This window comes from Halochromatium roseum, from assembly GCF_016653315.1.
GTDB lineage: Bacteria > Pseudomonadota > Gammaproteobacteria > Chromatiales > Chromatiaceae > Lamprobacter > Lamprobacter roseus.
Map to the genome: position 1 here is coordinate 1 of NZ_NHSH01000084.1, position 12,603 is coordinate 12,603.

Here is a 12,603-nt window from a genome sequence, read left to right on the forward strand (position 1 = left end):
TTTTGACGTGATCCGAACCGCATTGCGGGCATAGCACTGAGATCTCGGCCATACAATAACCTTATAAAAAGCAAATATCGATATTATTCTACAGATTTTACGGATAAACCACGTCTAGAGCACTACCAACCAGTCGCTGACACTCGCCAAACGCCGGCGAGCAACCGCAATGGCCTCTTCAGTGGACATTGCTAGTCTTTGGCGGTATCAAGACTGAGTCGTTGTTGTGGCGCTAGCCAGCCAAGGACGTGCCGCGCCGGCTTGGTCGGCTTGCACTCTCATGCCGAGGTGGAGAGCAGACGCTAAGACAGAAAACTGATAGCGTAGCGACAATCGTGTTTGGGGGGAGTCAGAGGTCGACCTCGAAGCCGCTGAATGGCTCATACCGGCGCCGCGGATGAAGGCGAAGCGTCCGCACAGGGTACCGCTCAGTCCAGCGGCGCTGGCAGTCCTAGAGCGCGTCTCGCGTATCTCGGGCAACCCGTACATTTTCACAGGCGCTCGGCAGGGTCGTCCGCTCAGCAACATGGCGATGCTGCAGGTCATGCGCGGACTCGGCTATGGCGTCGGCGGCGACCGTGGCAACGATGTACCACATGGGTTCCGGTCATCGTTTCGATGATTGGGCGGGCGAAGTGTCGTCATTCCCAAGAGAAGTCTGCGAGATGGCGCTTGCCCACGTCATCGAGAACAAGGCGGAGGCCGCCTATGCGCGTGGCGATCTCTTCACCAAGCGGCTAAAGATGATGGCTGAGTGGGCGCAATGGTGCGGCAAAGGCGCGGCAGATAACCTGGTCGACCCTCACCCACAGCAGCAAGCAACTGATGGCTCAACAAAAGCGGGTCAATGACGCAGGAGACCATGCTGCATCAATGGCTATGGGCGGCAGCGCAGGCGGCATCAATCACCGTATCGGAGAGGAAATAGCCAGCACTTTTCAGGTCAAGCAAGGTGTCCCGCAGCTCCTCAGCGAGCAAGCCGCGCCGATGGGCTTCGACAAAGAGCCCGGCCGTTCCTTTGACCGGTAGCCCATAGATTGAGTGCGCGATCTTGCGCCCACGTTTTTCGTCGATGATCGCCAGGCAGGGTGCTAGGCTGCGAGCCAGCGTGATCACGGCCGCTTCGCCGGGATCGAGCTCGGCAACCAGCAACGGGTCCGCTTCGGCCGATGACCGGACATGGGCGGCCCAGCGGGCGCCGGCCAGGGTTTCCGCGCCTGGCCGCCCCATCCCGGCGACGGTCACTTCATCAAAGACCCGCTGCGGAATCCAGAATTCGCTAAACAAGGCCGGCAACAGGTCTAATCGCCCTGCGAGCGACAGCGCGACCAGCGGACCAGCATTGATCACAGCACGCCCGGCAAGCATCAGGCGAACTCGTTGACTAGGTCATCGCCCTGTAAATCGACCACCGGTACACCTGATCGGCTCGCCGCCAGCAAAAACTCGACGCGCCCCATACCGCACAGTCGGCCGGCTTTTCCCGATGAGATGCGGCCTTGCTCAAAAAGCTTAACGGCGAGCAAAAAACGCGCTTCGTCGGCAAAGTTAGCCGGCAACTCGGCAGCCGAGGGCAGTCCGGCGACGGGCAGCTCGATGGTCAGGGTTGAGGACATTGCAGTTTCCTTGGTATCAGAGTTAAGCGCATCGCATCAATACGACTGGCGACGACCGGCCGGAACTCAGGTAGAACGGCAATGCTGGCTGGTTGCGCATCATGGTCCGCACCAACGCGGCATAGGTTTCCGCTCACGACCCTCTGGCAGATTAGCCGAGAATATAGAGGCGCTTGTTACGCTGTGTACGTTGTAGAGTTTACCCAAACCTGTCAAGGCATGGCAGGCTCTGGCATGGCCCGAGGTGGTATCTAGGGCGTCGATCATGATCGCGCAGGTGCACCTCGTCATCGGGATTCCAGGCTTGGAGCACGAAGGTCATGCGCGAGCCATCGGCCAGTGCCGATCCCCCTCGACCACTGTACTGGTGCAGGGTCGCAGCGCGAGCATTCGCCTTGCCGATGTGGTGAACGAAACGCACGCAACAATCCAAGGTGCGCACAATGCGCCGAGCGGAGGTGATCAGGGCCTGTTCGTTGTCGTTCACGGCGTTCTCACTGGCGCCGAATGACACCAGCGGGTCGAAGGTGACCACTGCCGGGCGGTCATCGCGATAGGCGCGGCCTAGGTCATCGGCGAGACGTGTGAGCACCACATTGCCCTGGATCAACTGCGCGAGTTTCAGACTGGAGCCACAGATATCCCAAAAGATGACGCTGTCGAACACGCGGCGGCGCTGGGGCTCGGACAGCTTGAGGGCGGCGACGATCTCGCGCAGGCGGGCTAGGAGACGCTCGCGGCGGTCCTCAGCTGTCACGAACAGCGTCCAACCGGGTTGCTCGATCCTCAGACCCCAGAGCGGCGCGCCGAGTGAGATCGTCGCCGCCTCGTAGAGCAGCAGGGTGGTCTTGCCAGTGCCGCCGGGGGCGACCACTTGCGCCACATCGGCATAGAGGTAGCGATCCACGATGCAGCGCGGCGAGAGCGTCGCGCGGGCGATCTCCACATCGGACGGGATCAGCACGCGGCGCGGCGGTGGTCGGGTCTGGATCCGCGGTCCATCAGCGAGTAGTGCGTCCAATTCGGCCTGTGCTCGCGCGATCAGTTCAGCAGGGTCTCTGCTGTCTTCCTGTTCGGCCAGGCGGCTACCCAAGGCGCGCAGGCGCCGTCTGGTGCCGGCAGACTTGATGAGCTTGGCATAGTGCGTCGCATTGGCCGCCGTGGTGGCATCGGCGAACAGCGAGACGATCAGCTCGCGGTGACGGCGATCCTTGAGCGCGTTCATCAGCGTTTCCGGCTCGGCTGCAATGTCATCATCGCTCAGTGCCAGGATCGCGGCGAACACCTTGCCGTGACCGTCGTTGCTAAAGTCGGCCGGGGATACCAGATCCGCAACGCGCGGGACGGCGTCGGGCTCGATCATCAAGCCACTGAGCAGTGCGCGTTCGGCGCGGCTGATGATTGCACGCCGAGACGCGTTCAAGCGGTCGTTTCCGAGCGCCCTGTGGGGTCCGGAGTCTCGCCGCTGGGTCATCCCGTTGGAGCAGGCGGAACGGCTGAACCAGTGGATCAGACTCGTTGAGCGCTCAGGCCTGCTTGAGGAGATCCGGGCCATCGAACGACGCTTGCCCGAGGCTCAGGAGGCGCAAGCACTGAGCGCCGAGCTGGATCAGCTCAGGGACGAGATCCGTGACTCGCTTGAGGAGACGATCAAGAAAGACCAGCGTTTTTATCGGAAGCACTTGAAAGCCGAGATGACGGCGCTGAAGCGCGATTTCGCGCAGTTGCGGGCTGCGCGTCAAGCACAGGATGAGCCGTCGCCAGCTGCATGCTTATGTGCATCCAACGCCAACGAGTGACAAAGGGGCATTCAAAATGTCCACACCGGTCCACCCTATCGGGGTGCCGAACGCGGGGATCTGTCACTTTGGAGCACCACGTCTGTGGTCTTTCAGCCAGCTTGTTCAATCAAGCCCGGAGTGGGTTAGCCGCAAGACGGCTCGGGCGCAGCTTCTGCAACGCTAAGCCAGGAAAACCGGTAGCGTAGCGACAGTCAAGTGGGGGACTAGATGGGGGACCAATTTTTATGATAAATTATAAGTAATTGGACTTACTACAATTTATTTGCAGTATTGGCGGAGAGAGAGGGATTCGAACCCTCGATGAGCTATTAACCCATACTCCCTTAGCAGGGGAGCGCCTTCAGCCACTCGGCCATCTCTCCGGACAAGAAAAATTATAGCAAACTTTAGCCTGTTTGCGTTGATTTGTGTGGCGATGCTGATGTTTCGGGGCAAAGGAACCGCCCCGATCATCTAGGTCTAATGCAGACCGGCGTGCCAGGCGGATATCTCAGACATACCACGGGATCGACTAGTCGTCGAGCCCTCGGTCGTCTGCGACATGCTGCTCAGAGAGCCCCTGAGCCTGTTCGCGCTTGATGCGTTCGTAGATCTCTTCGCGATGCACTGCAACCTCGCGCGGAGCATTCACACCAATGCGAACCTGATTACCTTTGACGCCGAGCACCGTGACGGTTACTTCATCGCCAATCATCAGGGTTTCGCCAACGCGGCGGGTCAGTATCAACATAGCGGTCTATCCTTTATGTCCTTTTTTAAAGCCGAGCCGCGGTTCCCTTTGTATTTTTAGGTCTCGCAGCCTGATTACCAATACCTTGAGCCCAGGCTCCGCTGCTGCGGGTGCCTGGGTCAAGCCACTCAGGTGCAGAGTTTAGCAGTAGGTCCTAGTGCAATGCATCAATAGTTACCCTAGGGTTTGTCGAGCCCGAAGGCATCATGCAGGGCACGGACGCCGAGCTCGAGATATTTCTCGTCGATCACGACTGAGATCTTGATCTCGGAGGTCGAGATCATGCGGATGTTGATGCCTTCATGGGCTAAGGCCTCGAACATGCGGCTGGCAATGCCCGCATGAGAGCGCATGCCAACGCCGACCAGGCTGAGCTTGACGATCTTTTGATCGCCGGTGACCTCGCGCGCCGAGAGCTGCTCAGCCGTCTCTTGCAACACCCGCAGCGCGGTCTCGTAGTCGTTGCGGTTGACGGTGAAGGTGAAGTCCGTCGTTGCCCCATCAGAGCCGACGTTCTGCACGATCATATCGACTTCCACGTTAGCCGCAGAGATTGGGCCGAGGATCTTGTGTGCAATACCAGGCTGATCCGGCACCCCCAGCACGGTGAGCTTCGCTTCGTCCTTAGCGAAGGCAATACCGGCGATCTTGGCGTCTTCCACGTTCTCCTCCTCGAAGCTGATCAGTGTGCCCTCCCCGTCTTGGAAGCTTGAGAGCACTCGCAAGGGTACCTGGTACTTACCGGCGAACTCGACCGCGCGTATCTGCAACACCTTCGAGCCCAGGCTCGCCATCTCGAGCATCTCCTCGAAGGTGATGCGGTCAAGCTTACGCGCGCGCGGCTCGATGCGCGGATCGGTGGTGTAGACACCATCGACATCGGTATAGATCTGACATTCATCGGCCTTGAGCGCGGCAGCCATCGCCACCGCGGAGGTATCGGAGCCACCACGGCCGAGCGTGGTGATATTGCCCTCGCGATCGATGCCCTGAAAACCCGCGACCACCACCACGCGGCCGGCGTCGAGATCGCTGCAGACGCGCGCGCCGTCGATATCGCTAATCCGCGCCTTGTTGTGGGCGCTATCGGTGCGAATCTGCACCTGCGAGCCGGTGTAGGAGCGAGCAGGACAGCCGGCGGCCTCCAGCGCCATCGACAGCAATGCGATCGTCACCTGCTCACCAGTGGAGATCAACACATCCAGCTCGCGCGGCACCGGCTGCGGCTGGATGGCGCGCGCCAGGCCGATCAGGCGATCGGTCTCGCCAGACATCGCTGATACGACCACGACCACCTGATGCCCCTGGTCTCGGGTGCGCTTGACACGCTCGGCGACGGCCTGGATGCGCTCCACCGAGCCCACTGAGGTGCCGCCATATTTTTGAACGATTAACGACATCGATCGACTCGCGCCCTCACTGTTGCGATTGGACCCCGTTGCTGTCCATTTTCTACTTCCCGATGATCGCCTAACAGCGGTTCGCAAATCGGCAAGACGTTGATAGACACCGCGATAGACCGTTTACTAAGGCAGTATGAACGTTCACAAAAACCGCTCAAGCTGCTGCTCGCTCTTTCACCCAGCTGCCGACCAGATCCAGCGCGGCGGGGATGCCCGCTGGATCAGTGCCACCGGCCTGCGCCATATCAGGCCGCCCGCCGCCGCGACCACCGACCTTCTCGGCCGCCGCCTTGACCAGGTCGCCAGCCTTGAACCGGGCGACAAGATCCTTGGTCACGCCGGCGATCAGGTTGACCTTACCGTCACTCTCAGTGGCGAGCAAGACGATCCCAGAACCAAGCTTGTTCTTCAGCTGATCAAGCGTGTCGCGCAGTGACTTCGGATCGACGCCATCGAGCCGCGCCGCGAGCACCTTCACCCCATCGATCTCGATCACCGCATCCGTCAGCTCGCTGCCGGCCGCGCTCGCGAGCTTGGCCTTGAGCTGCTCGAGCTCCTTCTCCAGCCGGCGTGAGCGCTCGACCAGCAAGGCGACCTTGTCGTCAGCGTCGGTCGCGGCGCCCTTCACCAGTGCGGCGATGCGCGCCAGTCGCTCCTCTTCTTCCTCGACCCAGCTCAGCGCGACATCACCGGCGACCGCCTCGATACGCCGCACGCCGGCACTGATACCGGTCTCAGAGACGATCTTGAACAGCCCGATATCGCCGACCGCGCGCACATGGGTGCCACCGCAGAGCTCGGTCGAGAAATCCCCCATCCGCAGCACCCGCACCTGCTCAGCATACTTCTCGCCGAACAGGGCCATCGCGCCCGAGGCCTTGGCATCCTCGAGCCCCATGATGCGGGTCTCGACCGTATGGTTCTCACGCACCTCGCGATTCACCAGCCGTTCGATCTCGCGCAGTTGCTCGCGCGTGACCGGCTCGAAATGAGTGAAATCGAAGCGCAGCCGCTCGGGTCCGACCAACGAGCCGCGTTGCTGTACATGGTCACCCAAGATCTGGCGCAACGCTGCATGCAACAGATGCGTCGCGGAGTGATGGAGCGCGATCGCGCGCCGCCGGGCACGGTCGACGCGGGCATCGACACGATCGCCAACCGTCAGCTCGCCCTCGAGCAAGCGCCCGATATGGCAGATCACCCCGCCCTGCTTCTGGGTATCCTGGACCTCGAAGCGCGCGGTCTCGGTGGTTAAGGTGCCGCGGTCGCCGACCTGGCCGCCAGCCTCGGCATAGAAAGGCGTCACGTCGAGCACCAGCAGCGCTTCTTGTCCAGCCTTGATGTGATCCTGCGGCTCACCGTCCTGATAGCAGATGATGACCGTGGCCTGATCGACAAGGCCCTCATAGCCGGTGAAATCAGTCTCACCTTCGATATCGAGCTGAATCACCGCGCCAGCGCCGAAGTGGCTGGCCGCGCGAGCGCGCTCCTTCTGCGCTGACATGGCTCGTTCGAAACCAGCCATGTCGAGGGTCAGGGCGCGCTCACGGGCGATATCCGCAGTCAGATCAGCCGGGAAGCCATAGGTGTCGTACAGGCGAAAGACCGCCTCGCCCGGGATCTCGGTGCCTTCCAACTGAGCGACGATCTCATCGAAGATCCGAAGCCCCTGCTCTAGAGTATCGGCGAAACGCTCCTCCTCGGTGCGCAGGACGCGTTCGACATGGGCGCGTTTCTCGCGCAGCTCGGGGTAGGCATCGCCCATCTGTTCGGCGAGCGGCTCGACCAGGCGCCAGAAGAACGGCGCCGTCTGCCCCAACTGATAGCCGTGGCGGATGGCGCGACGGATAATCCGCCGCTGCACATAGCCGCGGCCTTCGTTACCCGGTGTGACCCCATCGATGATCAGGAAGGCGGCCGAGCGAATATGGTCCGCAATGACACGCAGCGATTTGTTGCCGAGATCGGTACAGCCGGTGACCTCGGCGGCGGCGCGGATCAGCGCCTGAAAGAGGTCGATCTCGTAGTTGCTGTGCACGCCCTGCATCACCGCGGCCAGCCGCTCGAGTCCCATGCCGGTGTCGACCGAGGGGCGCGGCAACGGATGCAGCTCGCCGTTGGCATCGCGATCGAACTGCATGAAGACCAGATTCCAGATCTCGACGTAGCGATCGCCGTCTTCGTCCGGCGAGCCGGGCGGACCACCTGGAATCTCCGGGCCATGGTCGTAGAAGATCTCTGAGCAAGGGCCGCAGGGACCGGTCTCACCCATGGACCAGAAGTTGTCTTTCTCGCCGCAGCGCGAGAAGCGCGCCGGGTCGGCTCCGATCTCGTCGAGCCAGATACGGGCGGCTTCGTCGTCATCGGTGTAGACGGTGATCCAGAGCCGCTCGGCCGGCATCTTTAGCGTCTTGGTCAAGAACTCCCAGGCGAAGCCGATCGCCTCGCGCTTGAAGTAGTCGCCAAAGCTGAAGTTGCCGAGCATCTCGAAGAAGGTGTGATGGCGGGCGGTGTAGCCGACATTCTCCAGATCATTGTGCTTGCCGCCCGCGCGCACACAGCGCTGGGAGCTGACAGCCCGGCTGTAGGAACGCTTTTCGCGGCCGAGAAAGACGTCCTTGAACTGCACCATGCCGGCGTTGGTAAACAGCAAGGTCGGGTCGTTCCCAGGCACCAGCGGGCTGCTCTCGACCGGCGCATGGTCGCGCTCGGCGAAGTAATCGAGAAAGGCCTGACGAAGCTCGGCACTGCTCTTCATAGTGGGCTCTTTATATTGGGCTCTTCATAAGGGTCAGAAAGCAGGATCAGAAAGCGGGCGATCAAATCACGTGGGAAACCACGATACTCGAGGAAGCGAGATCGCTTGGCCTGCTCGCGTCGATCGCCGATGGCCTCGTCGCCGAAGCGCTTTCGGTAGGCCATGCTGAGACACTCGACAAGGGTTTCTTCTTCAAGCTCGAGGTAAGGCTGGATCTTTTCGTCTGAAAGCCCCTTCTCGCGCAGCTCATAGCGGATCCGCACCGGACCGAAGCCCTTGGCCAGCCGCTCGGCAACATAGGCGGCGATGAGACGCTCTTCGCTCAGCAGGTCGTCAGCCACCAGCGCATCGATGACCGCCTCGATCTCGGGGGCTGGGTAGCCTCGCTGCCGGAGCTTGCGCGCGAGCTCCAAGCGGCTGTGCTCGCGCGTGGTGAGGAGCTTGAGCGCGCGACTGTGAATCTCGTCGCGCAGCGCGCCCGCCGGCAGCGGCGTTGCGGGGGCAGGATCACCCATCGGCGGCGACCGTCGCATCCTTTGCGCCCTTGACGTCCTTTGAATCCTTTGCATCTTTCACATCGGCAGCTCTGCCAACAGCTGCGCTCGTCGGCGGCATCGCCGCGTCGGGCTCATCCTCGGCCTGGGCCGGCTTTGGCTTTGGTAGCAGCGCCTCGCGAACCTTGGCATCGATCTCGGCGGCGATCTCCGGATTCTCTTTCAGGAAGTTGCGCACGTTGTCCTTGCCTTGGCCGATCCGATTGCCGTCGTAGCTGTACCAAGCCCCGGACTTATCAATAATGTTGGCACCGACGCCCAGATCGATCATCTCGCCCTCGCGCGAGATGCCCTCACCGTAGAGGATATCGAACAGGACCTCGCGGAACGGTGGCGCCACCTTGTTCTTGACCACCTTCACTCGGGTTTCGTTGCCAACCACCTCGGCGCCGCGCTTGATCGAGCCGATGCGGCGGATATCGAGCCGTACCGACGCGTAGAACTTGAGTGCGTTGCCGCCAGAAGTCGTCTCCGGCGAGCCGAACATCACGCCGATCTTCATCCGGATCTGGTTGATGAAGATAACGATGGCGTTCGAGCGCTTGATATTGGCGGTCAGCTTGCGCAACGCCTGCGACATCAGGCGCGCCTGCAGGCCGACATGCGAGTCGCCCATCTCACCCTCGATCTCGGCTTTCGGCGTCAGCGCTGCCACCGAGTCGATGACCACCATGTCGACCGCGCCGGAGCGCACCAGCATATCGGTGATCTCCAGCGCCTGCTCACCCGTGTCTGGCTGCGAGACGAGCAGCTCGTCCATGTTCACACCGAGCTTCTCGGCATAGGTCGGGTCGAGCGCGTGCTCGGCGTCGACAAAGGCCGCGGTGCCGCCGGCACGCTGGGCCTCGGCCACCGCATGCAGCGTCAGCGTGGTCTTGCCCGATGATTCAGGCCCGTAGATTTCGATCACGCGCCCACGCGGCAGACCGCCGATACCAAGCGCGATATCAAGGCCCAAGGACCCGGTCGAGACGGCCTCGATGTTCGGAATGGCGCCAGCATCGCCCATGCGCATCACCGAGCCCTTGCCGAACTGTTTCTCGATCTGGCCCAACGCGGCCGCCAGCGCCTTCTTGCGATTTTCATCCATTGGTCATCCCCCACCAGGTTAGAGACGCCGCCCTCGCTTGGTCGACGCGCTGTTTCGCGGGATTATCCCACAGTGCAGCGGATGCCACACCCGCTGGAATCAGTGCTCATCTCGGTGCTCAATCACGAGTCCAATCGGTGATCAGCACCCGCAGCGCGTGCGCGACCGACTGCCGCCGCACCTGGTCGCGATCGCCAGCAAAGACCTGCGTCTCGGCCTCGACCTGGCCCGCTCGGGCCCAGCTGAAGCAGACCGTGCCGATCGGCTTCGCCGGCGTGCCACCGCCGGGGCCAGCAATGCCACTGACGGCAACGGCCAGGGTTGCCCGGCTGCGCGTCAGCGCGCCACTGGCCATCTCGCGCACCACCGCCTCGCTGACCGCGCCTTGTTGCGCTAGGGTGTCCGTGCCAACGCCGAGCATCTCTTGCTTAGCCTCGTTGCTGTAGGTCACGAAACCACGCTCGAGCCAGGCGCTGCTGCCCGCGATGTCAGTGATGCACTTGGCAATCCAGCCACCGGTGCAGGATTCGGCGGTGACCAATCGATCGCCGCTCGCTTGCAAACGGCGGCCAAGCTCAGCGGCCAAGCCATCGAGATCCATGCTCATCAGGTCGGTCATTTGTCGCTGCAAGATTTAACACCACTCTTTAGGATGCGGGGCAGTCAGTCCCCTAAACAAGCTAGGAGTCAACCATGTCCGAAGAATCGATCCTCTGCGAGCACAACCCGCCACCGGCCAAGCTCGAGGTCCTCGGCATCGAGGGCTGGCCAGTCTGGAAGAAGGAGCCATCCTCGTTCGACTGGACCTATCACCAGCGCGAGACCTGCTATGTCGTTCGCGGCACCTTCAGCGTGACCCCAGAGGGCGGCGAGCCCGCACATTTCAAGCGCGGCGACCTGATCACCTTCCCCGCGGGGATGAGCTGCCGTTGGGAGATCACCGCCCCGGTCGAGAAACACTACCGGCTCGATTGAGTGTGACTGATGTTGAGGTCACTGATCGCGTTCACGGATCGCCTGCGACTGATCATGCCTGATTGCGGGACGGCTAATCGCTCATGCTGCCGGTTTGATAGCCGGCCAGGTCCATGGTGACGTAACGAAAGCCGAAGCGCTGAATGCCCTCGATGACCGTCGCCGCATCAGTGAGCAGTCGCTCGCGCTGCACCGGTGCCACCTCGATGCGGGCGAGCTCGCCATGGCAGCGAACCCGCACCCAGGTGTAGCCCAGCTCGAGTAGGAAGCGCTCGGCCTCCTCGATCCGCTGCAGCTGCTCCATCGTAAACCGAACATTGAACCCGATGCGGGTCAGCAGGCAGGCGTTAGTCGGCTTATACCAGGTTGGCAGGTCGATCTCGCGGGCGATCTGCCGCACCGCGGCCTTGTCGATGCCAAGCTCGATAAACGGGCTGCGAATACCGAGTTCCCGCAAGGCGCGCAAACCGGGACGCTGCTCATCGGCGTCATCGGTGTTGCTGCCATCGACGAGTTCGGAAAAGCCGAAGTCGGCCGCGCTCTGCAGGAGCTGCGCATACATGGAACGCTTACATCGATAGCAGCGATCGGTCGGGTTGACCTCCATACCAACCGGCATCGGCATCTCGACCAGCTCATGACGAACATCAAGCCTGGCTGCCAGCGCCACCGCATCGCCGATCTCTTGCCGCACCATATAGGGGGTGACCGCGGTTAGCGCGATCACCTGCTGACGACCAAGATGCTTGCGCAGCAACGCAAGCAGTAAGGTGCTATCGGCGCCTCCCGAGAAGGCAACTGCCGCCATCCCCAGCGCCTCGACCCGCTCGATCAGTGCACCATGGCTATGCTCCATCGTGCTGCCCCTCTCTCTCAAATCATTCGAGTGCTTGTCCGTCCGCCCCAGACTCATGGGCCTGGGATCATTCTCTGTCTGACGCGGCCTGGAGTATACGCCGGGCGTCACTTCAGTCACAGCCCAGCGCTGATTTGGCAGATCGACCGGAGACAGGTCACAATGGCTGGTGCCGGACCGATCTGCATCGGACCACCGGCTCAAGACAGACCAGCTCACCATCGCTGGGCTCACAACACACAAGAGACCGATGCCGCTACCTAGGGCTCGGCTCCGAGGGGAGATTTCCTAAAGATGCGTTCCAAGCCGTTGTTGAAACTTCCATTTCTCACTTTCTTTCTCGCCTTCTTCCTCGCCTCCTTCTTCGCGCTGACCAGCATCACCGCGAGCGCTCAGACGATCAGCATCTCAGACACCGTGCTGAAGATGCCGCTGGCCGAGGATGTATCGATGGACGATGCCGTCGATTCGATGAAGCTTCGCGCCAACGCGTTGAACTTCAAATTGGTCGCAGAACTGCCGCTCTCTAAAGAACTGGAGGCCATGGACATCGAGTCTGGACGCATCGGCATCTACCAGTTCTGCGATGCCCGTATCGCCAACGAGATGCTGCAGTTCAACCCGGACTTCGCCGCCTATCTGCCCTGCCGCATCGCACTGATCGAAGACACCGAGGGCAAGGCCTGGCTGGTGACGCTGGATCTCGGCAAGATCATCCCGGGCGCCAATCTGCCGCCGGAGCTGATGGAGAAGGCCGAACTGGTGCGTGACAACATCGAGTCGATCATGACCGCAGGCGCCAACGGCGACCTGTAACCG

At 61.7% G+C, this 12,603-nt stretch carries 14 protein-coding genes, 1 tRNA gene and 1 pseudogene; 5 read left to right on the plus strand and 11 right to left on the minus strand.

From position 1 onward, the window contains the following. Positions 1-397: 397 nt before the first annotated feature. Together CCR96_RS25425 and CCR96_RS25430 are read left to right on the plus strand one after the other, a co-directional pair. Positions 398-622, plus strand: coding sequence for a hypothetical protein (locus tag CCR96_RS25425; RefSeq protein WP_338035939.1), 225 nt, complete (start codon positions 398-400; stop codon positions 620-622). Continuing rightward, positions 561-851, plus strand: a complete 291-nt coding sequence (locus CCR96_RS25430) for a hypothetical protein (protein ID WP_338035940.1) — start codon at positions 561-563, stop codon at positions 849-851. Before CCR96_RS25425 ends, CCR96_RS25430 begins: the two co-directional genes overlap by 62 nt. A gap of 19 nt (positions 852-870) precedes the next feature. On the opposite strand, the gene CCR96_RS23230 is transcribed toward CCR96_RS25430, so the two are convergent. From CCR96_RS23230 to CCR96_RS23240, 3 genes are all read right to left on the minus strand, one after another. Then, complete coding sequence (locus CCR96_RS23230) at positions 871-1,368, minus strand: PIN domain-containing protein (protein ID WP_201224285.1); 498 nt, start codon at positions 1,366-1,368, stop codon at positions 871-873. Next, complete coding sequence (locus CCR96_RS23235) at positions 1,368-1,616, minus strand: UPF0175 family protein (protein WP_201224287.1); 249 nt, start codon at positions 1,614-1,616, stop codon at positions 1,368-1,370. The genes CCR96_RS23230 and CCR96_RS23235 overlap by 1 nt, the downstream gene beginning before the upstream one ends. A gap of 199 nt (positions 1,617-1,815) precedes the next feature. After that, positions 1,816-3,090 (minus strand): AAA family ATPase, encoded by a 1,275-nt coding sequence (locus CCR96_RS23240; protein WP_274601183.1) that lies wholly within the window; start codon positions 3,088-3,090, stop codon positions 1,816-1,818. Here CCR96_RS23240 and CCR96_RS23245 point away from each other — a divergent pair. Further along, positions 3,014-3,415 (plus strand): hypothetical protein, encoded by a 402-nt coding sequence (locus CCR96_RS23245; RefSeq protein WP_201224290.1) that lies wholly within the window; start codon positions 3,014-3,016, stop codon positions 3,413-3,415. The genes CCR96_RS23240 and CCR96_RS23245 overlap by 77 nt on opposite strands. 274 nt (positions 3,416-3,689) lie before the next feature. Here the strand turns inward: CCR96_RS23245 and CCR96_RS23250 are convergent. The 7 genes and pseudogenes from CCR96_RS23250 to pncC all read right to left on the minus strand — a co-directional run bounded on the left by CCR96_RS23250 (position 3,690) and on the right by pncC (position 10,572). Beyond that, positions 3,690-3,780 (minus strand) — tRNA-Ser (locus CCR96_RS23250). 149 nt (positions 3,781-3,929) lie between these two features. Then, positions 3,930-4,148 carry a carbon storage regulator CsrA gene (gene csrA / locus CCR96_RS23255; RefSeq protein ID WP_201224292.1) on the minus strand — a complete coding sequence of 73 codons (219 nt, stop codon included), beginning with the start codon at positions 4,146-4,148 and terminating at the stop codon, positions 3,930-3,932. 179 nt (positions 4,149-4,327) lie between these two features. After that, positions 4,328-5,548, minus strand: coding sequence for an aspartate kinase (locus CCR96_RS23260; RefSeq protein ID WP_201224294.1), 1,221 nt, complete (start codon positions 5,546-5,548; stop codon positions 4,328-4,330). Positions 5,549-5,705: 157 nt separating this feature from the next. Further along, a complete protein-coding gene (alaS, locus tag CCR96_RS23265; RefSeq protein ID WP_201224295.1) occupies positions 5,706-8,309 on the minus strand; it encodes an alanine--tRNA ligase in 2,604 nt (867 codons plus the stop codon). Continuing rightward, positions 8,306-8,824, minus strand: a complete 519-nt coding sequence (locus CCR96_RS23270; protein WP_201224296.1) for a regulatory protein RecX — start codon at positions 8,822-8,824, stop codon at positions 8,306-8,308. The genes alaS and CCR96_RS23270 overlap by 4 nt, the downstream gene beginning before the upstream one ends. A gap of 109 nt (positions 8,825-8,933) precedes the next feature. Then, a pseudogene (gene recA, locus CCR96_RS23275) lies at positions 8,934-9,953 on the minus strand (recombinase RecA); the annotation flags it as partial. 118 nt (positions 9,954-10,071) lie between these two features. Then, positions 10,072-10,572, minus strand: a complete 501-nt coding sequence (gene pncC, locus CCR96_RS23280; protein WP_201224298.1) for a nicotinamide-nucleotide amidase — start codon at positions 10,570-10,572, stop codon at positions 10,072-10,074. Between the two features lie 74 nt (positions 10,573-10,646). Between pncC and CCR96_RS23285 the strand changes: the two genes are divergently transcribed. Next, on the plus strand, positions 10,647-10,928 hold the full coding sequence (locus tag CCR96_RS23285) for a cupin domain-containing protein (RefSeq protein ID WP_201224299.1): 282 nt from the start codon (positions 10,647-10,649) through the stop codon (positions 10,926-10,928). A gap of 73 nt (positions 10,929-11,001) precedes the next feature. On the opposite strand, the gene larE is transcribed toward CCR96_RS23285, so the two are convergent. Continuing rightward, complete coding sequence (larE, locus tag CCR96_RS23290) at positions 11,002-11,784, minus strand: ATP-dependent sacrificial sulfur transferase LarE (RefSeq protein ID WP_201224302.1); 783 nt, start codon at positions 11,782-11,784, stop codon at positions 11,002-11,004. A gap of 294 nt (positions 11,785-12,078) precedes the next feature. On the opposite strand from larE, the gene CCR96_RS23295 reads away from it, so the two are divergent. Then, a complete protein-coding gene (locus tag CCR96_RS23295) occupies positions 12,079-12,600 on the plus strand; it encodes a DUF302 domain-containing protein (protein ID WP_201224303.1) in 522 nt (173 codons plus the stop codon). Positions 12,601-12,603: the final 3 nt, after the last annotated feature.